The 23,886-nt window shown below is 62.4% G+C and carries 22 protein-coding genes; 15 read left to right on the top strand and 7 right to left on the bottom strand.

Features of this window, described 5'->3' with window-relative positions:
- Positions 1 to 288: 288 nt before the first annotated feature.
- The 8 genes from M2400_RS32355 (at position 289) to M2400_RS32320 (ending at position 8,647) form a co-directional block, all read left to right on the top strand.
- Positions 289 to 1,368: a serine hydrolase gene (locus M2400_RS32355; RefSeq protein ID WP_259201247.1), complete on the top strand. Its 1,080-nt coding sequence runs from the start codon at positions 289 to 291 to the stop codon at positions 1,366 to 1,368.
- Positions 1,365 to 1,679, top strand: coding sequence for an amidase (locus M2400_RS32350; protein ID WP_177115882.1), 315 nt, complete (start codon positions 1,365 to 1,367; stop codon positions 1,677 to 1,679). Before M2400_RS32355 ends, M2400_RS32350 begins: the two co-directional genes overlap by 4 nt.
- A 267-nt stretch (positions 1,680 to 1,946) precedes the next feature.
- Complete coding sequence (locus M2400_RS32345) at positions 1,947 to 3,122, top strand: M20 aminoacylase family protein (protein WP_177048657.1); 1,176 nt, start codon at positions 1,947 to 1,949, stop codon at positions 3,120 to 3,122.
- A gap of 56 nt (positions 3,123 to 3,178) precedes the next feature.
- A complete protein-coding gene (locus M2400_RS32340; RefSeq protein ID WP_259201248.1) occupies positions 3,179 to 4,489 on the top strand; it encodes a citrate-proton symporter in 1,311 nt (436 codons plus the stop codon).
- Entirely contained in the window at positions 4,486 to 5,928 is a 1,443-nt protein-coding gene (locus tag M2400_RS32335; protein ID WP_259201249.1) for an amidase, read from the top strand. The genes M2400_RS32340 and M2400_RS32335 overlap by 4 nt, the downstream gene beginning before the upstream one ends.
- Before the next feature lie 64 nt (positions 5,929 to 5,992).
- Positions 5,993 to 6,799, top strand: coding sequence for a helix-turn-helix domain-containing protein (locus M2400_RS32330; RefSeq protein WP_259201250.1), 807 nt, complete (start codon positions 5,993 to 5,995; stop codon positions 6,797 to 6,799).
- A 107-nt stretch (positions 6,800 to 6,906) separates the two neighbouring features.
- Positions 6,907 to 7,488, top strand: coding sequence for a YceI family protein (locus M2400_RS32325; protein WP_177048649.1), 582 nt, complete (start codon positions 6,907 to 6,909; stop codon positions 7,486 to 7,488).
- A gap of 1 nt (position 7,489) precedes the next feature.
- Complete coding sequence (locus tag M2400_RS32320) at positions 7,490 to 8,647, top strand: phosphatidylserine/phosphatidylglycerophosphate/cardiolipin synthase family protein (RefSeq protein WP_259201251.1); 1,158 nt, start codon at positions 7,490 to 7,492, stop codon at positions 8,645 to 8,647.
- Positions 8,648 to 8,810: 163 nt separating this feature from the next.
- Here M2400_RS32320 and bglX read toward each other — a convergent pair whose 3' ends face one another.
- On the bottom strand, positions 8,811 to 11,102 hold the full coding sequence (gene bglX, locus M2400_RS32315; protein ID WP_259201252.1) for a beta-glucosidase BglX: 2,292 nt from the start codon (positions 11,100 to 11,102) through the stop codon (positions 8,811 to 8,813).
- Positions 11,103 to 11,316: 214 nt separating this feature from the next.
- Here bglX and M2400_RS32310 point away from each other — a divergent pair, with 214 nt between their 5' ends.
- The 4 genes from M2400_RS32310 to M2400_RS32295 are packed head-to-tail and all read left to right on the top strand — an operon-like array spanning position 11,317 to position 14,558.
- Positions 11,317 to 11,925, top strand: a complete 609-nt coding sequence (locus M2400_RS32310) for a LemA family protein (protein ID WP_088426967.1) — start codon at positions 11,317 to 11,319, stop codon at positions 11,923 to 11,925.
- Entirely contained in the window at positions 11,925 to 12,653 is a 729-nt protein-coding gene (locus M2400_RS32305) for a YgcG family protein (protein ID WP_177048643.1), read from the top strand. Before M2400_RS32310 ends, M2400_RS32305 begins: the two co-directional genes overlap by 1 nt.
- Positions 12,654 to 12,681: 28 nt before the next feature.
- Positions 12,682 to 13,299, top strand: coding sequence for a TPM domain-containing protein (locus tag M2400_RS32300; protein WP_259201255.1), 618 nt, complete (start codon positions 12,682 to 12,684; stop codon positions 13,297 to 13,299).
- Positions 13,300 to 13,340: 41 nt separating this feature from the next.
- Entirely contained in the window at positions 13,341 to 14,558 is a 1,218-nt protein-coding gene (locus M2400_RS32295) for an SAM-dependent methyltransferase (RefSeq protein ID WP_177079801.1), read from the top strand.
- 121 nt (positions 14,559 to 14,679) lie between these two features.
- Here M2400_RS32295 and M2400_RS32290 read toward each other — a convergent pair whose 3' ends face one another.
- The gene (locus M2400_RS32290; RefSeq protein WP_177115878.1) at positions 14,680 to 15,579 is read right to left on the bottom strand and encodes a DMT family transporter; all 900 of its coding nucleotides are present in this window, start codon (positions 15,577 to 15,579) and stop codon (positions 14,680 to 14,682) included.
- A 312-nt stretch (positions 15,580 to 15,891) separates the two neighbouring features.
- On the opposite strand from M2400_RS32290, the gene M2400_RS32285 reads away from it, so the two are divergent.
- Together M2400_RS32285 and M2400_RS32280 are read left to right on the top strand one after the other, a co-directional pair.
- Entirely contained in the window at positions 15,892 to 16,473 is a 582-nt protein-coding gene (locus M2400_RS32285; RefSeq protein ID WP_010176642.1) for a DJ-1/PfpI family protein, read from the top strand.
- 16 nt (positions 16,474 to 16,489) lie between these two features.
- Entirely contained in the window at positions 16,490 to 16,807 is a 318-nt protein-coding gene (locus M2400_RS32280) for a ribbon-helix-helix domain-containing protein (RefSeq protein WP_259201256.1), read from the top strand.
- A 124-nt stretch (positions 16,808 to 16,931) separates the two neighbouring features.
- Here the strand turns inward: M2400_RS32280 and M2400_RS32275 are convergent, their stop codons facing one another.
- The 5 genes from M2400_RS32275 to M2400_RS32255 form a co-directional block, all read right to left on the bottom strand.
- Positions 16,932 to 19,490 carry a TonB-dependent receptor gene (locus tag M2400_RS32275; RefSeq protein WP_177048632.1) on the bottom strand — a complete coding sequence of 853 codons (2,559 nt, stop codon included), beginning with the start codon at positions 19,488 to 19,490 and terminating at the stop codon, positions 16,932 to 16,934.
- 128 nt (positions 19,491 to 19,618) lie between these two features.
- Positions 19,619 to 20,587, bottom strand: a complete 969-nt coding sequence (locus M2400_RS32270) for a FecR domain-containing protein (RefSeq protein ID WP_177048630.1) — start codon at positions 20,585 to 20,587, stop codon at positions 19,619 to 19,621.
- On the bottom strand, positions 20,584 to 21,123 hold the full coding sequence (locus tag M2400_RS32265; RefSeq protein WP_177048629.1) for an RNA polymerase sigma factor: 540 nt from the start codon (positions 21,121 to 21,123) through the stop codon (positions 20,584 to 20,586). The genes M2400_RS32270 and M2400_RS32265 overlap by 4 nt, the downstream gene beginning before the upstream one ends.
- A gap of 184 nt (positions 21,124 to 21,307) precedes the next feature.
- Positions 21,308 to 22,195, bottom strand: a complete 888-nt coding sequence (locus tag M2400_RS32260) for a dihydrodipicolinate synthase family protein (protein WP_259201257.1) — start codon at positions 22,193 to 22,195, stop codon at positions 21,308 to 21,310.
- A gap of 27 nt (positions 22,196 to 22,222) precedes the next feature.
- Positions 22,223 to 23,005 (bottom strand): aldolase, encoded by a 783-nt coding sequence (locus tag M2400_RS32255; RefSeq protein WP_259201259.1) that lies wholly within the window; start codon positions 23,003 to 23,005, stop codon positions 22,223 to 22,225.
- 104 nt (positions 23,006 to 23,109) lie between these two features.
- Here M2400_RS32255 and M2400_RS32250 point away from each other — a divergent pair, with 104 nt between their 5' ends.
- Positions 23,110 to 23,652, top strand: coding sequence for a helix-turn-helix domain-containing protein (locus M2400_RS32250; RefSeq protein ID WP_177048625.1), 543 nt, complete (start codon positions 23,110 to 23,112; stop codon positions 23,650 to 23,652).
- Positions 23,653 to 23,886 lie beyond the last annotated feature (234 nt).

The raw sequence follows: 23,886 nt of genomic DNA, 5'->3' as shown, positions 1-23,886 counted from the left end.
AAACCGGCAGGACGCCGGTTTAGCCGCGACGGGGCAGGGACGCCCCGTCGCGGCGGCCCGCTTCGTGCTACCGGAGCTGAGGGCACACCGAGCCTGAGCGAGGTGCCGAGTGGTGGGGCAAGAGCGTTTTGCTTACTTTTGCGCTGTTCAAAAGTGAGCCGCTGTAAGAGCGGAACCATAACCGGCCGTTACCTAAATAACGGATATGCACTCCCTCCAAGGCCCAGTAACAAAACCGTCATTTCCCTCCGCTAGCCTCGCGGGCTTGAATGCCCGAGTCCCAAGCCCATGTTCAAAGGCCTGCTCTACGCCGCGCTGCTGTTCACCCTGACGGCCCACGCCGAAACCTGGCCGTCCAAAGACTGGACCCAAGGCGAGCCACTCACCGGCCCGGCCGCCAAAGCCCTGGATGACTACGCCTTCCCACCCCGCGACGACTCCACCCGCAAAGGCATCCGCACCGACGCCTTACTGGTCATCCGCGACGGCCAGATCATCTACGAACGCTATGCGACGCCCACCACCGCGAGCACCCCGCACCTGACCTGGTCCATCAGCAAAAGCCTGATGGCCACCGTGCTCGGCGTGGCCTTCGGCGAAAACCGCTTCAAACTCACCGACCCCGCCGCACGCTTTTACCCACCGATGAAGCAGCACCCAAGCGTGACCATGGCCGACCTCCTGCACTGGGCCTCGGGCCTCGACTGGCAGGAAGACTACGAATACGCCCCATTGAAATCCTCGGTGGTCGCCATGCTCTACACCCGCGGCCATCACGACATGGCCGAATTCGCCGCCGACACCGCCACCTTCAGCGCCCCCGGCCAGGCGTTCCGCTATTCCAGCGGTGACAGCAATATCTTGTCCGCCACCCTCAAAGGCATGCTCGGCCACAAGGCCTACGTCGACTACCCGTGGACCGCGCTGTTCCAACCCTTGGGCATTCGCAATGCCACCTGGGAAAGCGACGCCGAGGAAACCTTCGTCGCCTCCTCATACGCCTACCTCACCGCCCGCGACCTGGCGCGTGTCGGCCTGTTGATGCAGCGCGATGGTCGCTGGGGCGAGCAACAGTTGCTGCCCAAGGAGTGGATCGCCTTCAACCGCCAACCCTTCGACCACTACAAGGCCGGCCAGGACGAAGCCGTCCCAGGCGGCCAATGGTGGCTCAATCGCGAAGTGCAGGGCGCCGCCAAACCCTGGCCCGACGCCCCCGCCGACACCTTCGCCGCCCTGGGCCACTGGGGCCAGGCGCTCTATGTGATGCCCGAAAAACAGCTGGTCATCGTGCGCTACGGCGACGATCGCGACGGCAGCTATCACCACAATGAACTGCTCAAGCGCGTCCTCGCGGCGGTGCAACCATGATCCGCCGCCATCCCTTCATCAGCCTGCTGGTTTTGCTGCTGCTCGCGTTGCTCGGCTGGGTCTGGCAGGAGCGGGTCAACCTGCAAGCCTTCCCCGATATCATCGCGGCCTACACCGCCAAGGAGTACTGCTCCTGCCGCTACGTGGAAGGCAACCCCGCCGACTATTGCGTGGGGTATGTGAAGCAATACGTTCCCACCAGTGCCTTCGCCGACAACCCGGAAAAACACGTGGTCACCGCCAGCGGCCTGGGCCGCACCCACAGTGCTCAATGGCTGGGCCAACGCGAGGGCTGCCGCCTCACACCCTGAGCCAACACACCAAACTTGTGGCGAGGGAGCTTGCTCCCGCTGGGGTGCGAAGCGCCCCCAAAACCGGCCAACGAGTATTGTCTGAGAGGCCCCGGCGCTCTTGTTGGGGCTGCTGCGCAACCCAGCGGGAGCAAGCTCCCTCGCCACAGGTGGGGCTGAGGTTCCACAGGGTGGAACCACCTTTGATTGTCCTCCCGCGCACATCGCGGTTATCTGGCGGTGTGCAACGAAAAAGAACGGGAACACCCGCCTGCGAGGAGAATCACCATGAGCCCACACCAGCACATCCTGGATTGGCTGAGCGATGTCGCCAGCGACCTGCACGCCGTGCGTCAGGACATTCACGCCCACCCCGAACTGGGCTTTGAAGAAAACCGCACCTCCGCCCTCGTGGCGCAATCCCTGCGAAGCTGGGGCTATGAAGTGCATACCGGCATCGGCCACACCGGCGTGGTCGGCGTGCTGCGCAATGGCAGCAGCTCGCGCAAGCTGGGCATCCGCGCCGATATGGACGCCTTGCCGATCATCGAAAACACCGGCGCCAGCTACAGCAGCCAACACGCTGGCTGCATGCACGCCTGCGGCCATGACGGTCACACCACCATGCTGCTGGGCGCCGCCCGTTACCTGGCCGCGACCCGGCAGTTCGACGGCACCCTGAACCTGATTTTCCAGCCTGCAGAAGAAGGCCAGGGTGGCGCCGAAGCCATGCTCGCCGACGGCCTGCTGGAGCGTTTTCCCTGCGATGCATTGTTCGGCATGCACAACATGCCGGGCTTGCCCGCCGGCCAGTTGGGCCTGCGGGTCGGGCCGATGATGGCCTCCCAGGACCTGATCACCGTGACCCTCGAAGGTGTCGGCGGCCATGGCTCCATGCCGCACCTGACGGTCGACCCGCTGGTGGCCGCCGCCAGTATGGTCATGGCCTTGCAGACCGTGGTGGCGCGCAATATCAATGCCCAGGAAGCCGCCGTAGTCACCGTCGGCGCCCTGCAAGCGGGCCAGGCGGCCAACGTAATTCCGCAACAGGCGGTGTTGCGCCTGAGCCTGCGGGCCTTGGACGCCAGCGTGCGTGAGCTGATGCTGGAGCGGGTCAAGGCGATCATCCTGACCCAGGCCGCGAGCTTCGGTTGCACCGCGCAGATCGAGCATCGCCCGGCGTATCCGGTGCTGGTCAACCATCCCGAAGAAACCGAATTCGCCCGCCAGGTCGGCATCGCCCTGCTCGGTGAAGAGGCCGTCGACGGCAACACCAACAAGCTGATGGGCAGCGAAGACTTCGCCTGGATGCTGCAACGCTGCCCCGGCAGTTACCTGTTTATCGGCAACGGCGTTTCGCGGCCGATGGTCCACAACCCCGCCTATGACTTCAACGACGACATCCTGTTGACCGGCGCCGCCTACTGGGGCGCGCTGGCCGAGAGCTGGCTCAAGCCCGCCTGACGACCTCCTTTTTCTGCCGCTGGACCCTTTCCCAACAGGTTGAATGGAGTGTTCCCATGCAGGCTACAAAACAAGGTGTATCGCGCACCCGCCAGGTGGTGGCGGCCGTGATCGGCAATGCGCTCGAATGGTATGACTTTATCGTCTACGGCTTTCTCGCCAGCATCATCGCCCGGCAGTTTTTCCCCTCGGAGGATGAATACGCCTCGCTGCTGATGGCCCTGGCGACGTTTGGCGTCGGCTTCTTCATGCGCCCGGTGGGCGGGATTCTGCTGGGCATGTATTCGGACCGCAAAGGTCGCAAGGCCGCGATGCAGTTGATCATCCGGCTGATGACCATTTCCATCGCGCTGATCGCGTTTGCTCCCAGCTACGCCGCCATCGGCATGGGCGCGCCGATGCTGATCGTGGTCGCGCGCATGCTCCAGGGCTTTGCCACCGGCGGCGAATACGCCAGTGCCACGGCGTTCCTGGTGGAAAGCGCGCCGGCCCATCGCAAGGGCCTGTACGGTTCCTGGCAGCTGGTGGGGCAGTGCCTGGCGGTGTTTGGCGGCGCGGCGATGGTGGCGTTGGTGACGCACTTCTTCGAGCCGCAAACCCTTGAGGTGTGGGGCTGGCGCCTGCCGTTCATCTTTGGCTTGCTGATTGGCCCGGTGGGCTTGTGGATTCGTCGGCACATGGAAGATCCCGAAGAATTTATCGAGGCGCGCAAACAGGCCAAAGGTGCGGCGCCGAGCTTGATGGAGGTCATCCGCGATCACCGCCGCAGCATCCTGGTATCGATGGGCCTGGCCTGCGGCGCGACGGTGTCGTTCTACGTGGTGCTGGTGAACATGCCGACCTTCGCCCACAAGAATCTCGGCCTGCCGCTGGACCAGGTATTGATGGTGCAGATGTTCGCGGTGGCGCTGATGACCGTGGTGATTCCGCTGTCCGGCCTGCTGTCGGATCGGCTGGGCCGGCGCCCGGTCCTGATGGCGTTCACCCTGGCGTTTTTCGTGATGGTGTACCCGCTGTATGTGTGGGTCGCGGCGGCGCCGTCCATCGAGCGTTTGCTGGTGATGCAGGTGATGCTGTGCACGGCCATCGGCGGCTTTTTCGGCCCGGCGCCGACGGCCCTGGCCGAGCAGTTTCCCATCGAAGTACGCTCCACCGGGGTGTCGGTGGCCTACAACGTGGCGGTGATGGTGTTCGGCGGTTTTGCGCCGCTGATCGTCACCTGGCTCAGCAAGATGCTGGGCACACCGGTGGCCCCGGCGTTTTATGTGCTGTTCGCTTGCGTCCTGACGCTGCTGGGCACTTACTGCATGCATGAGGCGCCACGGGCGAAACGACCGGCGCCGTTTTCCAGCGAGGTGAAACCTTGAGTATTGTTGAACTGGATGCCATCGAACTGTCTCGGGCGATCCATGCGCGGCAGGTCTCCTGCCATGAAGTGATGCAGGCGTACCTGGCTCAGATCGAGCGCTTCAACCCGGCGGTGAATGCGCTGGTCTCGCTGCGCTCCGATGAGGATGTGCTGGCCGAAGCGGTGCAGCGCGACCGGGAGCTGGACCAGGGCCAATCCCGTGGCTGGATGCACGGCATGCCCCAGGCGATCAAGGACCTGGCGGCCACCAAGGGGTTGCGCACCACCCTCGGTTCGCCGCTGTTCGCCGAGCATGTTCCGCAAGAAGATGCGATCAGCGTGGCGCGGGTTCGGGCCAGCGGCGCGATCATCATCGGCAAGAGCAACGTGCCGGAGTTCGGCCTGGGTTCGCAGACCTACAACAGCGTGTTCGGCACGACTGGCAACGCCTATGACCCGAGCCTGGTGGCCGGTGGCAGCAGCGGCGGGGCGGCCGTCGCGTTGGCCCTGCGCATGCTGCCGGTGGCCGATGGCAGCGACATGATGGGGTCGCTGCGTAACCCGGCGGCGTTCAATAACGTGTTTGGCCTGCGCCCGTCCCTGGGCCGCGTGCCCTATGGGTCAGCGCCGGACCTGTTCGTGCAGCAGTTGGGTACTGAAGGCCCGATGGGCCGCAGTGTGGCGGATGTGGCGCGGCTGCTGAGTGTGCAGGCCGGCTACGACCCTCGGGTGCCGCTGTCCCTCAAGGCCGATCCGGCGGTGTTCGGCGAGCCGTTGCAGCGCGACTTCAAGGGCGCTCGCCTGGGCTGGCTGGGGGATTACAACGGTTACCTGCCGATGGAAGACGGCGTGATGAGCCTGTGTGAATCGGCCCTCAAGGACTTTGCGGCACTGGGCTGCGAGGTGGAAAACTGCCAGCCGGAATTCTCCCTGGAACGTCTGTGGCAGACCTGGCTGACGCACCGCCATTGGCTGATCCAGGGCTCCCTCGGCGCAGCCTACGCAGACCCGCAAAAACGCGCGCTGCTCAAGCCCGAAGCGCAATGGGAAGTGCAGGGCGGTTTGCAACTGAGCGCGGCGGACGTCTACCAGGCCTCGGTCAACCGCAGTGACTGGTACCGCGCCCTCGGCAAACTGTTCGAACGTTACGATTTCCTGTTGCTGCCCACCGCCCAAGTGTTCCCTTTCGATGCACAACAGCCCTGGCCGCGCATCGTCGCAGGGCGCGAGATGGACACCTATCATCGCTGGATGGAGGTGGTGATCGGTCCCACACTGGCCGGCCTGCCGAGCATGAATGTGCCGGTGGGTTTCAACCCCCAGGGCTTGCCCATGGGCCTGCAAATCATCGGCCCGGCCCAGGCGGACAGGGCGGTGTTGCAACTGGCGTACGCCCACGAACAACTGACCCGCTGGGTGCAACGACGACCGCCCAGTTGCCTTACCCCGACCGGCTGAGCCGTGACGGGCCTGTATCTTGCTGTGAAATCAGATCATCCATTGGCCTCAAGGAGATCGACACATGGGCAGCGACGCCGAGACGGGAACCGTACGCTCAGTGGGGCGGGCACTGGCGATCATCGAATTGCTCGGCGAGCACCAGGCGCTGGGGCTGGAAGAGTTGCATTACCTGACCCACCTGCCCAAGGCCACCGTTTCGCGGATGCTACTGACCTTGCAGGAACAGGGCTGGATCTATCGCGGCCTCAGCGACCGGCGTTACCGCCTGCGAGCCCGGCGCCTGTTCGGCGACACCCAGCAACGCTTCAAGCGCCAGCTGGTGGAAAGTGCCGCGCCCTGGTTGCTCGACCTCAGCGAGCGCACCGGCCTGGTGGTGGACCTGTCGAGCTTCGACGGTGAACGCCTGGAGGTGATGGAAAGCGCGATTCCCACGGTGCTGCGCAAGCTCTACCCGAACAACTGCCAGATCGTCGGCCAGCACGCCAGCCTGTTTCACTCGGCCATGGGCAAGGCGTGCCTGTCGCAATTGTCGGTCGATGAAGTGCAGCGCCTGGCCGGCCGTGAGCGGGTGGCAGAAGACGAGCAATACCGGGCGTGTGAACAGTCCCAGCACCAGGGGTTTGGCCAGCGCACCGAAGGTTATTGGGAATACCCGGTGCGCCTGCCGTTCCTGATTCGCGCCGTGGCGTTGCCGGTGCGGGCCAACGGGCGGTTGGTAGGCAGCATGGCGCTGCATTGGCCGATGCATCAGGCGCCGGTGGAGCGGGTGTTGAGCCTGCACCTGGCCAGCCTGGAGTCGACCATTCGCGATGTACAGCAAGCTGTGGGAGCTGGCTTGCCTGCGATTGCATCGCCTCGAAACAACTGACAGACCGAGGTGCCTGTATCGCAGGCAAGCCAGCTCCTACATTGGATTTGCGCCGCTCGTTACATTGCGCTTAAGGTTCGTTCAGGTTTTTTGCCCCACGAGTCGTTATGTCCCTGTTCAAACCCATGGCCTTCCTGCTGCTGGCCGCTGCTGCCGTGCCTGCCCACGCCGATTGGTACCTGGACAACGAGTCCTCACGCCTGTCGTTCGTCACCACCAAAAACACCGACATCGCCGAAGTGCAGCGCTTTCTGGTGCTGCACGGCAAGGTCGACAGCAAGGGCGCGGCGCAGCTGGAAGTCGAACTGGAGTCGATCAACAGCGGCATCCCATTGCGCGACGAACGCATGCGCAACGATCTGTTCGAGATCAAGACCTTCCCCGACGCCGTGATCAACGCCCAGATCAACCTGCAACCGATCAACGACCTGGCCCCCGGCGCGCAGTACGAGCTGCGCCTGCCGCTGTCGGTGACGCTGCACGGCAAGACCCAAACCTACAGCGCCGAGCTGCTGGCCACGCGCCTGGATGACCGGCGCTTTCAAGTGGTGACCCTGGAGCCGTTGGTAGTACATGCCGAGGATTTCGATTTGCTGCCGGGCGTGGCCGCGTTGCGCAAGGCTGCCGGCCTGTCGCAGATCAGCCTGTCGGTGCCGGTGGGTGCGGTACTGATTTTCACGGCGCGCTGAGATGAGCGGCGCAGTGTTCCCGTGGCGCAGCGCCAACCGTTTCGAGCTGATGATCGACGGTCCGAGTTTCTTTCCGCGCATGCTCGAAGCGATCAATCAGGCCGAGCAACAGGTTGCCCTGGAGTTGTATCTGGTGGAGGCGGGCGCCTGTGCCGAAGCGATGGTTCAGGCCCTGGTGGCCGCCGCCGAGCGTGGCGTGCGGGTGCGTTGCCTGTTCGATGACTACGGCAGCCTGGCGTTTACCCTGGGCTTGCGTCGGCGGTTGATCGAGGCCGGGGTGGGCCTGCGTTTCTACAACCGCCTGAGCTGGCGCCGCTGGATGCGCAACCTCTACCGCGACCACCGCAAGCTATTGCTGATCGACCAGACCATCGCTGTGGTCGGCGGCACCGGCGTGACGGATGAATTCTGGACCCCCGGAAAAGACAGCGCCGACTGGCACGAAGTGATGGTGCAAATTCGCGGCCCGCTGGTGCTGGATTGGCAGGCGTTGTTCGACCGCCAATGGCTGGCCAACGACGATCGCCGGGCGTGGAAACCCGCCATGCATTTTGGTCTGCCACGTTTGCCCAAGGTGCCGGCCACCGGGCCGGGGTTGGGCCGTGTGGCGTATGCCGATGCCCGTCAGCATCGGGACATCCTGCAATCGCTGATCCGCGCACTCAATAGCGGGCACCAGCGTATCTGGCTGGCCACGCCGTATTTTCTGCCGACCTGGAGCGTACGGCGTGCCCTGCGCCGGGCGGCCGGGCGTGGCGTGGATGTGCGCTTGCTGCTGACCGGGCCGCGCACCGATCACCCGTCGGTGCGGTATGCCGGGCACCGTTACTACCCGCGTTTGCTCAAGTCCGGGGTGCAGATTTTTGAATACCAGCCGTGCTTCCTGCACCTGAAAATGGTGCTGGTGGATGATTGGGTGAGCATTGGTTCGTGCAACTTCGATCACTGGAATCTGCGCTTCAACCTGGAGGCGAATCTGGAAGCGTTGGACCCGGAACTGACGTTGGCGGTGGAGGGGAGTTTCGAGCGGGATTTTGCCCTGAGCCAGGCGGTGAGCCTGGAGGCATGGCGGTCGCGGCCTTTGTGGCGGAGGGTGAAGCAGCGGGTGTGGGGGTGGATTGATCGGTTGGTGGTTAACCTGCTGGATCGCCGCGGATAAGCCAGAACACCCGATACAAATGTGGGAGCTGGCTTGTGTGGGAGCTGGCTTGCCTGCGATGCAGACACCTCGGTACTTCAGATGCACCGAGGTGATGCAATCGCGGGCAAGCCCGGCTCCCACACAAGCCAGCTCCCACACTGACCGCGTTTACAGCTTTAGATCAAAGCAGTTCGAAGCTCTGCTGCTTCACATCCTGCGAATCCAGCCCGATCTGCACATTGAACTCGCCCGGCTCAGCCGCAAACTTCAGCTGGGTGTTGTAGAACTTCAAGTCTTCTTCGGTGATGGTGAAGTGCACTGCGCGCTCTTCGCCCGCCTTGAGCATGATCTTCTGGAAGTTCTTCAATTCCTTCACCGGGCGGATCATCGAGCCGGCCACGTCCTGGATGTACAGCTGCACCACGGTTTCGCCATCGACCTTGCCGGTGTTTTTCACCACCACGGTGGCGTCGAGCTTGCCGGTCTTGTTCAGGGTGGTGGACGACAGCGCCATGTCCGACAGGCTGAAGCTGGTGTAGCTCAAGCCATAACCAAACGGAAACAACGGCCCTGTGGTGTCATCGAAGTACTGCGAGGTGTAGTTGCCTGGCTTGCCCGGGGTGAATGGCCGGCCAATGCTCAGGTGGTTGTAGTAGGTCGGAATCTGCCCCACCGAACGCGGGAAGGTGATGGGCAGCTTGCCCGACGGGTTGTAGTCGCCGAACAAAACGTCAGCGATTGCATTGCCGCCTTCGGTCCCGGCGAACCAGGTTTCCAGGATTGCGTCGGCCTGTTCGTTCTCGTCCACAATCGACAGCGGACGGCCATTCATCAACACCAGCACCAGCGGTTTGCCGGTGGCTTTCAAGGCCTTGATCAGGTCGCGCTGGCTCTGCGGGATGTTCAGGTCGGTGCGGCTCGACGACTCGTGGGACATGCCACGGGACTCACCCACGGCAGCCACGACCACGTCAGCGTCCTTGGCGGCTTTCACTGCTTCGTCGATCATCACCTGTGACGAGCGCGGGTCATCCACCACTTCCGGCGCCGCGAAGTTCAGGAAGTTGAGGTAGTCGACCACTTTCTTGTCGTTGGTGATGTTGGCACCACGGGCGTAGATCACTTTGCCCTTTTCGCCAATCACGGCGTTCAGGCCGTCCAGCAGGGTCACCGATTGCGCGGGTTTACCGGCAGCTGCCCAACTGCCCATCATGTCGATCGGCGCCTTGGCCAGCGGGCCGACCAGGGCGATGGTCGCGGTCTTTTTCAGTGGCAGGGTGTCGTTCTGGTTTTTCAGCAACACTTGGCTGCGGCGCGCCACATCGCGCGCGTCGGCACGGTGCAGGCGGCTTTCGGCGTAGGTGTCGGCCGGGTCATCCTCGGCCTTGCCGATGCGCAGGTACGGGTCGGCGAACAGGCCCATGTCGTACTTGGCGCCGAGCACTTCGCGCACGGCGTTGTCGATGTCGCTCTGTTCGATCTCGCCGGATTTCAGCAGGCCGGGCAATTCCTTGCCGTAGAGCGAGTCGTTCATGCTCATGTCGATGCCGGCCTTGATCGCCAGCTTGGCGGCTTCACGGCCGTCCTTGGCGACGCCGTGCTTGATCAGCTCGACGATTGCACCGTGGTCGCTGACCGCCAGGCCCTTGAAGCCCCAGTCCTTGCGCAGCAGGTCGTTCATCAGCCAGGTGTTGGCCGTGGCGGGCACGCCGTTGATCGAGTTCAGCGCAACCATCACGCCGCCGGCACCGGCCTTGATCGCCGCGTGGTAGGGCGGCAGGTAGTCCTGGTACATCTTGACCGGGCTCATGTCGACGACGTTGTAGTCACGACCGCCTTCCACCGCGCCATACAGGGCGAAGTGCTTGACGCTGGCCATGATGCTGTCGGCCTTGGCGGGGCTGCTGCCCTGGAAGGCCTTGACCATCACTTCGGCAATGCGCGAGGTCAGGTAGGTGTCTTCGCCAAACCCTTCGGAGGTACGGCCCCAGCGCGGGTCGCGGGAGATGTCGACCATCGGCGCAAAGGTGATGTCGAGGCTGTCGGCGGCGGCTTCCTGGGCAGCGATGCGCCCGGAGCGGCCAATGGCGTCCATGTCCCAGCTGGAGGCCAGGGCCAGGCTGATGGGGAAAATCGTACGGTGGCCGTGGATCACGTCATAGGCGAAGAACATCGGGATCTTCAACCGGCTGCGCATGGCTGCGTCCTGCATCGGACGGTTTTCCGGGCGGGTGATCGAGTTGAAGGTACCGCCGATGCGACCGGCGGCGATTTCCTTGCGGATCAGCTCGCGGGGCATTTCGGGGCCGATGCTGATCAGGCGCAACTGGCCGATCTTTTCATCGAGGGTCATCTGTTTCAGCAGATCGCTGACGAAGGCGTCCTTGTCCTTGAGCACTGCGGGCTTTGTTTCGGCTAATACGGAATGAGTGGCCAAACTGACAACAAGGCCCAGCAAACACAGCTTCTTCATGAAAATCCTTTCTCGCAGCCTTGGGACCGGAGAGCGTCTATTGTTGTTCGGGTGTTGTTCAGATAAATGCAGCACACTTCTGAACTCTTATTGGCGCTGGGCATCTTTTAGCTGATTGGCCCGATGCAATCCAGTGGGTGGTGGCGGATTATGCCCTAAGCCCGTGGCTAACGCGTCAGTCGGCAAATTTCATAGGTTTGGCAGGAGAAACACCATGCAAGCAGCACAAGGTTACCGTTGGGGCTGGAAGGCCGTGGCATTGATACTGGTGAGCACCGTGCTGAGCGGTTGCGGCATCAACAAGATCCCGACCCTGGACGAACAGGCCAAGGCCGCCTGGGCCCAGGTGCAGAACCAGTACCAGCGGCGCGCCGACCTGATTCCCAACCTGGTGGAAGTGGTGAAGGGCTACGCGGCCCATGAACAGGACACCCTCACCGCGGTGATCGAAGCGCGGGCCAAGGCCACCTCTATCCAGGTGGACGCCAGCACCCTCGACAATCCGGAAAAACTCAAGCAGTTCCAGCAGGCCCAGGACGGCTTGAGCGGTGCACTCAGCCGCTTGATGGTGGTGTCCGAGCGCTACCCGGACCTGAAGGCCAACCAGAACTTCCTGGCCCTGCAATCGCAACTTGAAGGCACCGAAAACCGTATCGCCGTGGCCCGCCGCGACTTTATCCAGGCGGTGCAGGCCTACAACACCGAGATCCGTACCTTCCCTGGCCGCCTGTGGCACAGCGTGATGTACAGCGACTTGCCGATCCGCGCCAACTTCGAGGCCACCAGTGCCGATGCCGATAAAGCGCCGCAAGTGAAATTCTGATGGGCAAGCGCGCTTGGCTGCTGGCGGCGCTGCTGCTGGCCTTCAGCCTGACGGCCCAGGCCGCCCTGAATTTCCCGGCCCTGACCGGGCGGGTGGTCGACAATGCCCAGATGATCGACCCGGCCGTACGCGCACAGCTGACCCAGCAATTGCAGGCGCTGGAGCAGACCAGCGGCGACCAGATCGTGGTGGTCACCGTGCCCGACCTGCAAGGCGTGCCCATTGAAGACTTCGGTTATCAACTGGGCCGCGCGTGGGGCATCGGCCAGAAGGGCAAGGACAACGGCGCGCTGCTGATCGTCGCCCGGGACGAGCGCAAGATCCGTATCGAAGTGGGTTATGGCCTGGAAGGCGTACTCACGGACGCGCAGTCCTGGGTGATCATCAACCAGGTGATCACCCCGGCGTTCAAGGCGGGCAACTACAGCAAGGGCATCAGCGACGGCGTGGCGGCGATGCTGCAGGTGGTAGGCGGCGATCCGCTGGCGGTGCCGGCGCATGTGTCCGAGGCCAACTTCGCCACGCAAAACCCGGGCATCTCCTTTGGTCTGTTTATCCTGCTGCTGGCGGTGTTGTGGCTGTGCAATCGCATGGGCCTGCCCGTTGGCGCTATCCTGCTGGCGATTCTCAGCAGCAGCGGTCGTGGCGGCGGGGGAGGCGGTGGCGGTGGTGGCTTCAGGGGCGGCGGCGGTGGGTTTGGCGGCGGTGGCGCCTCGGGCGGCTGGTAATGACAATAACTAGAGAGCATCAACAACCATGGCATTACTGAGTCAACACGAGCAACGCCAGGTCGCCGAGGCGATCGCCCGGGTCGAGCAACAGACCGACGCCGAACTGGTGACCGTGCTCGCGGCCCGTGCCGACGACTACGCCTACATCCCGCTGCTGTGGGCCAGCCTGTTGGCGCTGGTGGTACCGGGGATCATTCACTATTTGTCGGGCTGGCTGACCATGTACACCTTGCTGCTGGCGCAGTGGGGCACGTTTGTCGTGCTGTGCCTGGTGTTCCGGTGGCCCAAGGTCACCACGCGGCTGATCCCGCGCTCGGTGCGGCATTGGCGTGCGTCCAACCTGGCGCGGCGGCAGTTCCTGGAGCAGCACCTGCACCACACGCTGGGCAGTACCGGGGTGCTGATTTTTGTCAGCGAGGCGGAGCGGTATGTGGAAATCCTGGTGGATAAGGGCATTTCCACGCGCCTGGATGACAGCAGCTGGGACGCGATCGTCAAGGACTTCACCCGCAAGGTAAAGCAGGGGCAGACGTTGGCCGGGTTTATCAGTTGCATTGAAGCCTGTGGGGAGTTGCTCAAGGAGCATGTGCCGGTGACCCATGCGCGCAATGAGTTACCGAATCGGTTGGTGGTGTTGGAGTAGTGTAAAATTCCCGGCATTCCCTGCCCGAGGCGTTTTTGTTCATGTCTGCCACCGCTAAACCTGCCAGCCCCGCGCCGGATCATCACGCGCAGTTCCTCGAACTGCTCGGCGCGAGCCTTGAGCAAAACGCCTTTATCAAGCTGGTGCTGGCCAAGTACGTCGGCACCGAGCCCGACCTGCAGAAGCTGATCATCAAGCAACTGACGGTCAAGGATCAGCCTTGCCTGTCCTTCGTCTACCGCTACAAGACCCGCGACATCACCAAGAATTTCTCCCTGGCTGACGGCGTGGCGGCGATTGCCGAGCTGTTGCCGGCGTCGTTCAAGAACGCGCACCTGCTCTCGGTGACCGACGAAGCCCAGCTGGAATACAGCAAGAAGAACAAAAGCTCGCTGTTCAAAAGCAAGCCGCAACAACTGCGGGAGGCGCCGTCTGCCGAGCATAACCGCGAGAAGAATCGCTTCCTGGACCTCACCCGGCCGTTCCTTGCTGACCTTGGCGTGACCAACGCCAAGCATGAGCTGATCCCGGCGATGTCGCGCAAGTGGAAGCAGATCAACAAGTTCATCGAAGTGTTCAGCCATGCGCTGACCACGTCACCGCTGAAGCTGGACCAGCCGGTGCGGGTCGCGGACTTTGGTTCGGGCAAGGGCTACCTGACGTTTGCCATCCACGATTACCTGCGCAACACCCTCAATGCCGAAGGTGAAGTCACCGGCGTGGAATTGCGCGAAGACATGGTGACCCTGTGCAATAACGCCGCCGCCCGCCTGGAGCACCCGGGGCTGGTGTTCAAGTGCGGTGATGTGCGCAGCGTCGCGCCCAGCGAACTGGACGTGATGATCGCCCTGCATGCCTGCGACATCGCCACCGACTACGCGATTCACACCGGCATTCGCTCCGGGGCGTCGATCATCATGTGCTCGCCGTGCTGCCATAAGCAGATTCGTTTGCAGATCCAGAGCCCGGCGCTGCTCAAGCCGATGCTGCAATACGGCCTGCACCTGGGCCAGCAGGCGGAAATGGTGACCGACAGCCTGCGGGCGTTGTTTCTTGAAGCGTGCGGTTATGAGACCAAGGTGTTTGAGTTCATCTCGTTGGAACATACCAACAAGAACAAGATGATCCTTGCCGTGAAACGCGCCGAGCCGGTGGATAACGTCCAACTCCTGGAGAAAATCCAGGAGCTCAAGGCGTTCTACAACATCACTGAACATTGCCTCGAAACCCTACTTCGAGCGGACGGTTACCTGGCCTGAGAACGACGCAAATCAAAAATGTGAAAGCCAGCCTGTGGGAGCCGGGCTTGCCCGCGATGGCATCACTTCGGTTTGCCTGATACACCGAGGTGCCCGCATCGCAGGCAAGCCAGCTCCCACATTAGACCGTGCTGGCCTTGGGAGCTGGCGCAGGCTTCACACTGGTCTTGCGCCCCAGCATCACCGTCACAATCACCCCGCAGGCAAACAGCCAGGTAATCGGCTCGATGTGCTCACCAAAAAACAGCGCCGAAAACGCGATGGTGAAAAAGATCTGCAACAGCTGAATCTGGCTGACCCGGGCGATGCCGCCCATGGCCAGCCCCGCGTACCACGCGAAGAACCCCAGGAACTGCGAAAACAGCGACACATAGCCGAACGCCCACCAGGTGTGCATGGAAATCGGCCCTTGGTGTTGCAGCGCCAGGTACGCCACCGGCCCGATCAATACCGGTGTCGACAGCACCAGCGCCCAGCAGATCACCTGCCAGCCGCCCATCTCCTTGGCCAAACGGCCGCCTTCGGCATAACCCAGGCCACCCACCGCAATCGCCCCGAGCATCAACAGGTCGCCCGCCTGGATACTGCCGGCCCCGGTGATCAACGCATAACTCAGCACCAACGCACTGCCCAGCGCCGCGCAGGCCCAGAAGGCTTTTGACGGCCGCTCATGGGACAGCCACGCCGCATACAGCGCCACGCACAGCGGCTGCAACCCGTTGACCAGGGCGCCATGGGACGCCGGCAAGGTTTGCATGGCCCAGGCCGAGAGCACCGGGAAACCCAGGATCACCCCGGCAATCACCAGCGTCAGCCCGCGCACCTGGCGCCAGGTGGGCCAGCGCTCACGGCGCCATAGCAACAACGCCGCCGCCGGCACCGCCGCAAACAACGCCCGGCCCAGGCCATTGAGCAGCGGGTGGATTTCCTGCACCACGATACGGGTGAAGGGCAGGGTAAGGCTGAAGATGACGACGCCCAGCAGGCCGAGGGCCATGCCGGTATTTTCGCGGGAGCTCATGGAAGGAACCAGAATCGAGTGGGCCGGAAGTGGACGTTCATCTAGCCACAAAGCCCCGCAAACACGGGCTTACAGCTAGGTGCAGATTGAGCCGTACAGTTTTGGGTTCATGTGGGAGCTGTCGAGCCTTGGCGAGGCTGCGATGGGATCAACGCAGTTTACCTGTCAGGCCGAGGTGTCTGCATCGCGGGCAAGCCCGGCTCCCACACAAGCCGGGGTGCTGATGTAGTAGCGGGCCATTACCCGGATCAAGCCTGCGGGTCTATCTTGGCTACTCTTGTCTGCCCAACCGTTCAACCGGAGGAATGTCCCATGGCCGCGAAAAAAATCCTGATGCTGGTCGGCGATTACGTCGAAGACTATGAAGTGATGGTGCCGTTCCAGGCGCTGTTGATGGTGGGGCATACCGTGCACGCCGTGTGCCCGGACAAGACCGCCGGCCAGACCGTGCGCACGGCGATCCACGACTTCGAAGGCGACCAGACCTACAGCGAAAAACCCGGGCACCTGTTTGCCCTGAATGCCGACTTCGCCAAGGTCGACGCCGCCGACTACGACGCGCTGCTGGTGCCCGGCGGTCGTGCGCCCGAGTACCTGCGCCTGAACGAAAAAGTCCTGCAACTGGTCAAGGCGTTCGACCAGGCTGGCAAGCCCATCGCTGCGGTGTGCCACGGCGCGCAACTGCTGGCGGCCGCGGGCATCCTGGAAGGCCGTGAGTGCAGCGCCTATCCTGCGTGCGGGCCGGAAGTGCGATTGGCGGGTGGCACGTTCATCGATATCCCGGTGACCGACAGCCACGTTCAAGGCAATCTGGTGACTGCTCCGGCATGGCCGGCGCACCCAAGTTGGCTGGCGGGTTTCCTTGGCCTGCTGGGTACCAGAATCACTCTGTAAAACGGAGGTCATCGCCATGTGCGAGCTGTACGTCAAGGCCGACCCGATTCTGTACGAATCCCGCTCGCGCTCCCTGCGCATCTGCGGCGTGGTCACCACCGTGCGCCTGGAAAACCAGTTCTGGGACATCCTCAGCGAAATCGCCGAGGTGGATGGCATGACCACCAATCAGCTGATCACCAAGCTGTACGAAGAGGTGATGGACTACCGCGGAGAGGTGGTGAATTTCGCTTCGTTTTTGCGGGTGAGTTGCACGCGGTATTTGAGCAAGCAGCGGGTTCACGCCCCGGGTTTGAGTCTTGTAAACCCGAAGGCTGGTGCTCAGTTGATCTAGTGTGGGAGCCGGGCTTGCCCGCGATGGCATCGCTGCGGTTTAACTGAGAGACCGAGTCGCCTGCATCGCGGGCAAGCCCGGCTCCCACACTGATCGGGTTTTCAAGCTGAATGCTGGTGAAGGGTCAGAAGAACCGCGTCACGCTGATTTTGGCATCGCGGCCCTTGGTATAGGCGCGGTCGCCGCTCAGGGCCGGGCGGAAGTTGTTGTTGAACAGGTTGTCGACGGTGAAGTTGACCTCGGTGCCCTTCAGATAAGCCTGTTGCGGCTTCCAGCTGGCGAACAGGCCCTGGGTGTTGTAGCGCTTGTTGCCGTACTGATCGTAGAACAGGTCGCCGATGCTGGTGCCCGGGCCGCCGGAGTACTTGTCGCTCGGCAAGCGGCTGGTGGCGCCGACGAACTGCCCTTGCCAGCCCACCTGCATATCCAGACTCGGGATCTTGGTGCCGAGCACCACCACCCATTTGGTTGGCGGAATATCCCGCGCCCAGACGTCCGGGCCCCACGGGTTGGTGTAGGCGCCTTCATGTTTGCCGGTTGTGTAGGCGAACGACACCGAGCCGAACACGTAGGTGGAGTCATAGAAGCTCTCGGCCTCGAAACCCTTGATCGTCATGCCGCCGATGTTGCGGTAGTTGGACATCGCTCCCGGCGGGCAGGCGCTGGAAATCGTCCCGCCGTTGACCGCCTGGTTCTGGCAGCCCACGCCGGTAGCCTTGAAGATTTCGTCCTCGACCTTGTTATGGAACAGCGTGGTGCGCAGTTGCAGGTTGTCACCGTGGGTGAACACGTCGGCGAAGCTGGTGACGTTGCCCAGGGTGATGGAGGTGATGCGCTCCGGGTCCAGGTCGAGGCTGGTGGCGGTGCGGCTGCCCAGGCCCTGGACTTCATACTGCTCGTCGATCACCGGGGCGCGCCAGGTGCGGCTCCAGTTGGCAAACATCGCCACGTTCGGGGTGATGGTCCAGTACGCCGCCAGGCGCGGCGACCAGCCGGTGTAGGTACGGTCGCTGTAGTCGTGGCCGATGGCCGGGTCCGGGTTGCTGTAGTACGGCGCGTCGTTGGCTTCGCCACGGTTGCGCACATGGTCATAGCGCATCGATGGGGTAATGGTGACATCGCCCAGCGTCACCGCGTCCTGGATAAAGAAGCTGTTGGTGTCGACCTTGCCGTGGGGCATGAAGCCCGGCTGGAAGTGCCCGTAGTTGTACTTCGGGGTGTTGTAGGTGGCGCCGGGCATCCACATTTCGGTTTCCCGGGTGTGCTTGCGGATCTGTACCCCGGTGGTCACCGCGTGTTGCAACGGGCCGGTGGAAAACAGGCTGACGTTGCGTACGTCGAGGTTCTTGTCGTTGTAGGAGGTGTCCATCTTGCGCCCGCCAGTGGCCAACTGGAAAAACGCCGTGGCATCACGCTCGTCGGTCTGGTCGGTATTGGACTCGGAATACTTGATGGTCAAGTCCACCAGCGGGTTGTCCATCGGCTGGTATTCGTACTTGCTGGTCCAGGTGGTGTCGACAGTATTGCGGTTGGCCAGGAAGCGCTTCAGCGCGGCTTCGTAGCCATAGCGGTCGATGTTGGCCTGGGTCGGCGGCGTGGGGTAGCTGGCGGCAGAGAAGGGCGTCCAGCGCTGGCTGTTGGAGCGCGAATACGACAGGCCCAGGCTGTGTTCATCGGTGAAGTGGGCATTCACTTTGAACAGCTTGCCGTCCACATTCTGGGCGCTATTGGGCAGGCGCTTGGGGTTGATCGGGTACTGGTTGTTATCGTTGGGCAGGGTGGCAGCCAGTTTCATATCGCCGCCGTCGCGCTGGGTCAGGTAGGCCAGGGCATCGAAGCGCCCGTCATCGGTGCGCCCGTACACCGCACTGCTGTAGACCTGTTCATGGTCGTTGCTGGAGTAACCGTACTTGAGCATGGCGCCGCTGTTGCGCCCGTCCTTGAGCAGGTCCGGGGCATCCTTGGTGGTCATGTTGACCGTACCGCCAAAACCGCCATTGCCGCTGAAGGGCGAGTTGGGGCCTTTCTCCACCTCGATGCTCTTGATCAGTTCGGGCTCGATAAACACCGTGCCTTGCTGGTAACGCTCAAAGCCGCTCTTGGTGGCGCCGTCGACGGTCAGCGGCACGTCTTCGGCGTCGCCGAAACCACGGATGTTGATGGTCTGGCCGCCGGGCTTCAGCGAACCGCCCTGGCTGATGCCGGGCAAGGTTTGCAGCAGGCTGGGGATGTTATTGGACTGGTAGCGGTCGATGTCGGCCTGGCTCAGGGTGGAGCGACCGACGGTGGTGGAGTCGACCTCGTTGCCGGTGCCGATCACACTCAGGGCTTCCAGCTGGATCGCGCCGCTGTTGGTGGTCTTGCCTTCTTCGGGCCGTACCACGTAGGTGCTGCCGACCTTGAGCAACACGAACTCGCCGTCCTTGAGCAGGGTGCGAATCGCCACTTCCGGTGTGAAGTCGCCATTGATGGCCGGCGCCTGGACATTTTTCAGCAGTGTTTCATCGAACAGCAGCTGGATTTTTGCCTGCTGCGCCACCTGGCTCAGGGACGTGGCCAGGGACTGGGCCGGCAATTGCAGTTTGAACGACTCGGCCTGGGCACTCAGGCTGAAGGCCAGGCAGGCGGCAATGGCGGTGGGTCGAAGAAACAGGTGCTGAACGTGGCAAGGCGCGCGAAACATGAAATCCCCCGGAGTAGCCAAATGGCCAAAAAGGTGTGCGTATCAAACGCAGACCCGAGGAAGACGTGGCAGGAAAAATAATCCTCACATGCGAATGCAAAATATTCTCAAACAGGAGTTTCGCGGGGTTACTTGCGGGGTTCAATCCTGATATTGCCGTCGGCCAGGGCCACGGTTTTTACCGGCAGCAAGGCGGGCAGGGCGTTGAGCAGGGCGTCGGGGTCGTTCACGTCCAGGTTGCCCGAGACCTTCAATTGCGCCACCGCGCTGTCCACCAGCAAGGGCGCCTGGGGCCGGTACAGGCTCAATTCATCCATCAGGCTGGCCAGCTCGCGATTACGAAACGATACGTGGCCGCCGCGCCAATCGGCGACCTCTTCGGCGGTGAGGGTTTGCTGCTGCACGGTGCCCTTGGCATAACTGAACGTGGCGCGCTGCCGGGCGCCGAGCATCGCGACTGGTACCTTGGCATCGGCCTCGAATGCTACCTGGCCGTGGGCCACACTGACCACCAGTTGCTGCTTGCTGCGCCGCACATCGAAGCCGGTGCCGACCACCCGCACATTGGCCTCGCCGGCCTGCACGAACAGTGGCCGCTCCTTGTCGGCGGCCACCTCGATGTACAACTGGCCCTGGTCCAGATGCACGAGTCGCTGGTGACTGTTGAAGTCCACCCGCAGGCGCGTGTTGGCGTTGACGTACAAGGTGCTGCCGTCGGGCAAGTGCAAGGTGCGCATGCCTTTGGCATGGGCCGCGACCTGAGTGTGGAACAACTCGCGCGGGGCGCCGAGATTGCTTGCCAGCAGGGCGCACACCAACGCGGCAGCCACCGCCAGGGCCGGGCGCCACACGGGTATTTTGCGTACGGGCAGCGGTGTGGGTTTGTTCAGTTGCTGCAACTGGGCCAGGTCGGCCCACAGTTGTTCGAATTCGGCGTAGGCACGGGCATGGGCCGGCTCGGACTGCCAGGCGGCAAACGCCTTGCGGTCGGCGCGGCCGGCGTCATTGCGGTTGCGTGCAAACCAGCTGGCGGCCTGGGCATCGATCGAGTCACTGGCCTCGATGTCACAGGTGTCGATGTCCCTCAGGCGGTTCATTCTGGCTGCTCCTTGCCGTGTTCTTGTTGAAGTCGCTGCTTGCAATGCAGCAGGGCAAAGGCGATGTGCTTTTCCACCATGCTGACCGAAACTCCCATGCGCTCGGCGATCTGGGCCTGGCTCAGGCCTTCGAAGCGGTGCAGCATAAGGGCTTCTCGCCTTCTGGGCGAGAGTTCAGCGAGGACTTCTTTCAACTGTTCGAGGCGTTGCAGGCGTTGCGCGGCGGCCATGGGATCGTCTCGCGGGTCGCTGACCAGCGAGGCATCCAGTTCGGCCTGTTGCTGGTGGACGGTGTGCCGCACCTTTTGTTTGCGCCAATGATCACGCAGCAGATTGCGCGCCATCTGGAACAGGAACGCCCGTGGCTGCTCGACCTTGGCCTGGTCGCGGTAGTCCAGCCATTGGGTGAAGACATCCTGGGTCATGTCTGCCGCGTCGCTGGCGTTGTCCGTGCGTTTGCGCAGGAAATGCAGGATATCTGCATAAAACCCGCGAAAGGCATCGGCCGACAGCGGGTCGGGCTTGGGGCGAGACATGGATATCCTTCTTGGCGAAGCACGACGTAGAAAAGTCGCGAATGATATCGAGAACTATTGTCATTTGTCTCTATCGAAATACACGTATCAGTGTGGGAGCTGGCTTGCCTGCGATGCAGGTACCTCGGTTTGTCAGGAATACCGAGGTGATGCCATCGCAGGCAAGCCAGCTCCTACAGGGGGGTTACCGCAATGTGGTCAGTAGCTCTTGAAGCTGAGCACGGCCAGCCTCACCCAACGGGAACACCGGCAACCGTGGATCTCCCGATTCCAGCCCGGTCAACCGCAAACCGGCCTTGATCGTCGCCGGCAAGCCGCCTTTGAGGATGAATTCCAGCAACGGCAACTGGCGATAAAACAGCTCCCGCGCTTTCGTCAGATCATTGCTCAGCACCGCTTCATACAAATCCAGATTGAGCTGCGCAATCAGGTTCGGCGCCGCCGTGCACCAACCCTTCGCCCCCGCCGCGAACGCTTCCAGCGCCAGTGGATTGCAGCCGTTATAGAACGGCAGCTGTCCCTCGCTGCGTCGATGCAGCTGGTGCATGCGCTGAATATCCCCGGTGCTTTCCTTGACCATCGTCACGTTATCGACGCTGTCGACGATGCGCAGGATCAAGTCCACCGACATGTCGGTACCGCTGGTGGCCGGGTTGTTGTAGAGCATGATCGGCACGCCGATGCTGTCGCCGATGGCCGCATAGTGGGCGAGGATTTCCGCCTCGCTGAGCTTCCAGTACGAGGCCGGCAATACCATCACCACGTCTGCACCGTGGCTTTCGGCAAACCGCGCCCGGCGCACGGCCTTGGCGGTGGTCAGGTCGGAGACGCTGACGATGGTCGGTACGCGCTTGCCCACCTTCTGGAGGCTGTAGGCGGCGACTTCATCCCACTCCGCATCACTGAGATAGGCGCCTTCGCCGGTACTGCCCAATGGCGCGATGGCGTGTACGCCGCTGTCGATCAAGCGGTCGATGGAATAGCCGAGGGCGTCCAGGTCAATGCGCAGGCCGTCGGCGCTGAACGGGGTGATGGTGTAGCCGATGATGCCGTGAATAGAAGGGCTGGACATGGAAAAGTCTCCGGTCGAAAAAGGGGTTCAGTTCAGGCAATCGGCGTGCTGGCGCAGGTTCTGCCGAGCGTAGTAGTTGAACGCGGCGCCGTGGCGTTTGGGCTTGGAGATCCAGTCATGGGCTTCGCGGCCCAACTCCGGCAGGATCGGCTTGATGGTGCCGGCGGCCATTGCCAGCAACTGCAACTTCGCCGCGCGTTCGATCAACTGCGCGATCACACAGGCTTCCTCGATGCTTGCCCCGGTGGACAATTGGCCGTGGTGGGAAAGCAGGATGGCACGCTTGTCCCCCAGGGCAGCAGTGATGATTTCACCTTCTTCGTTGCCCACCGGCACGCCGGGCCAGGCTTCCAGGAAGGCGCAGTCTTCGTACAGCGGGCAGAGGTCCATGTGGGACACCTGCAGCGGCACTTCCAGCATCGACAGTGAGGCGATGTGGGTCGGGTGAGTGTGGATGATGCAGTTCACATCCGGGCGACCACGGTACACCCAGCTGTGAAAACGGTTGGCCGGGTTGGGCATGCCGTGGCCTTCCAACACTTCCAGGTCTTCGTTGACCAGCAGCAGGTTGCTGGCGGTGATTTCATCGAAACCCAGGCCCAGTTGCTGGGTGTAATAAGTGCCAGGCGTGGGGCCGCGTGCGGTGATCTGCCCGGCGAGGCCGGAGTCGTGGCCATTTTCGAACAGAATCCGGCAGGTGAGCGCCAGCTTTTGCCGGTCGGTCCACGTATTATCCGCCAGGGTGCTTTGCATCTGGGTCAGCGCCTGCTTGACCAGTTGGTCTTTCGGGAGTGCTAATGTCTTGGCCATATCAGTGTCCTTGTTGGTCGAAAATGACACTAAAGAGACTATATGACACAAAGTGTCATTGGCAAGTATTCATCATCGCCTCTTTAATGGATTAACCGCTGCGCATGTCTATCCGTTTGAAAATATTGAGAAAAAAACTTGGCGTGACTTTAGAGTCCCTGGCGGAAAAATCCGGGATGACCAAGAGTTACCTGTCGAAAGTCGAGCGCGGGCTGAATACGCCGTCGATTGCGGCCGCGCTGAAACTGGCCAAGGCGTTGAACGTGAAGGTTGAAGAGCTGTTCAGCGAGGACAACGTCAGCCTGGACAGCTATAGCCTGGTGCGCAGCCACGAGCGTCAGGCGTTGTCGGGCACCGATGGGTCACCGGGGTATGCAGTGCTGGCCCATCAGGTCAGTGAGCGCAGTTTGTTGCCGTTCATCATTTATCCGCCGGCGGAGTTCACGGACAAGACCTTCAAGGAGCATCTGGGGGAGGAGTTTTTGTTTGTGCATGAAGGCCAGGTGGAGGTGGATTTCATGAGTGAGCGGGTGGTGTTGAATCGCGGGGATGCGTTGCATTTCAATGCGCAGAAGCCGCATCGGATTCGGTCGGTGGGGGAGGTTCAGGCGCAGTTGCTGGTGGTGGTGCATAGCACTGACGAGTGACTGTGGGGTTGCGGCTTGTCGGGGGCATATCCGTTATTTAGGTAACGGCCGGTTATGGTTCCGCTCTTACAGCGGCTCACTTTTGAAAAGCGCAAAAGTAAGCAAAACGCTCTTGCCCCACCACTCGGCACCTCGCTTGGGCTCGGTGTGCCCTCAGCTCCGGCATTACTCCGCGGGCCGCCGCGACGGGGCGTCCCTGCCCCGTCGCGGCTAAACCGGCGTCCTGCCGGTTTA

The organism is Pseudomonas sp. BIGb0558 (assembly GCF_024807515.1).
GTDB classification, from domain to species: Bacteria; Pseudomonadota; Gammaproteobacteria; order Pseudomonadales; family Pseudomonadaceae; genus Aquipseudomonas; species Aquipseudomonas yamanorum_A.
Note: the sequence above shows the minus strand (reverse complement) of the source record. Positions and strands in the feature narration are given on the sequence as shown.

Bases quoted from the DNA above. Each gene is read 5' to 3' on its own strand.
- M2400_RS32355 (WP_259201247.1), top strand. From the start codon at position 289: ATGTTCAAAGGCCTGCTCTACGCCGCGCTGCTGTTCACCCTGACGGCC.
- M2400_RS32350 (WP_177115882.1), top strand. From the start codon at position 1,365: ATGATCCGCCGCCATCCCTTCATCAGCCTGCTGGTTTTGCTGCTGCTC.
- M2400_RS32345 (WP_177048657.1), top strand. From the start codon at position 1,947: ATGAGCCCACACCAGCACATCCTGGATTGGCTGAGCGATGTCGCCAGC.
- M2400_RS32340 (WP_259201248.1), top strand. From the start codon at position 3,179: ATGCAGGCTACAAAACAAGGTGTATCGCGCACCCGCCAGGTGGTGGCG.
- M2400_RS32330 (WP_259201250.1), top strand. From the start codon at position 5,993: ATGGGCAGCGACGCCGAGACGGGAACCGTACGCTCAGTGGGGCGGGCA.
- M2400_RS32325 (WP_177048649.1), top strand. From the start codon at position 6,907: ATGTCCCTGTTCAAACCCATGGCCTTCCTGCTGCTGGCCGCTGCTGCC.
- M2400_RS32320 (WP_259201251.1), top strand. From the start codon at position 7,490: ATGAGCGGCGCAGTGTTCCCGTGGCGCAGCGCCAACCGTTTCGAGCTG.
- bglX (WP_259201252.1), bottom strand. From the start codon at position 11,102: ATGAAGAAGCTGTGTTTGCTGGGCCTTGTTGTCAGTTTGGCCACTCAT.
- M2400_RS32310 (WP_088426967.1), top strand. From the start codon at position 11,317: ATGCAAGCAGCACAAGGTTACCGTTGGGGCTGGAAGGCCGTGGCATTG.
- M2400_RS32305 (WP_177048643.1), top strand. From the start codon at position 11,925: ATGGGCAAGCGCGCTTGGCTGCTGGCGGCGCTGCTGCTGGCCTTCAGC.
- M2400_RS32300 (WP_259201255.1), top strand. From the start codon at position 12,682: ATGGCATTACTGAGTCAACACGAGCAACGCCAGGTCGCCGAGGCGATC.
- M2400_RS32295 (WP_177079801.1), top strand. From the start codon at position 13,341: ATGTCTGCCACCGCTAAACCTGCCAGCCCCGCGCCGGATCATCACGCG.
- M2400_RS32290 (WP_177115878.1), bottom strand. From the start codon at position 15,579: ATGAGCTCCCGCGAAAATACCGGCATGGCCCTCGGCCTGCTGGGCGTC.
- M2400_RS32285 (WP_010176642.1), top strand. From the start codon at position 15,892: ATGGCCGCGAAAAAAATCCTGATGCTGGTCGGCGATTACGTCGAAGAC.
- M2400_RS32280 (WP_259201256.1), top strand. From the start codon at position 16,490: ATGTGCGAGCTGTACGTCAAGGCCGACCCGATTCTGTACGAATCCCGC.
- M2400_RS32275 (WP_177048632.1), bottom strand. From the start codon at position 19,490: ATGTTTCGCGCGCCTTGCCACGTTCAGCACCTGTTTCTTCGACCCACC.
- M2400_RS32270 (WP_177048630.1), bottom strand. From the start codon at position 20,587: ATGAACCGCCTGAGGGACATCGACACCTGTGACATCGAGGCCAGTGAC.
- M2400_RS32265 (WP_177048629.1), bottom strand. From the start codon at position 21,123: ATGTCTCGCCCCAAGCCCGACCCGCTGTCGGCCGATGCCTTTCGCGGG.
- M2400_RS32260 (WP_259201257.1), bottom strand. From the start codon at position 22,195: ATGTCCAGCCCTTCTATTCACGGCATCATCGGCTACACCATCACCCCG.
- M2400_RS32255 (WP_259201259.1), bottom strand. From the start codon at position 23,005: ATGGCCAAGACATTAGCACTCCCGAAAGACCAACTGGTCAAGCAGGCG.
- M2400_RS32250 (WP_177048625.1), top strand. From the start codon at position 23,110: ATGTCTATCCGTTTGAAAATATTGAGAAAAAAACTTGGCGTGACTTTA.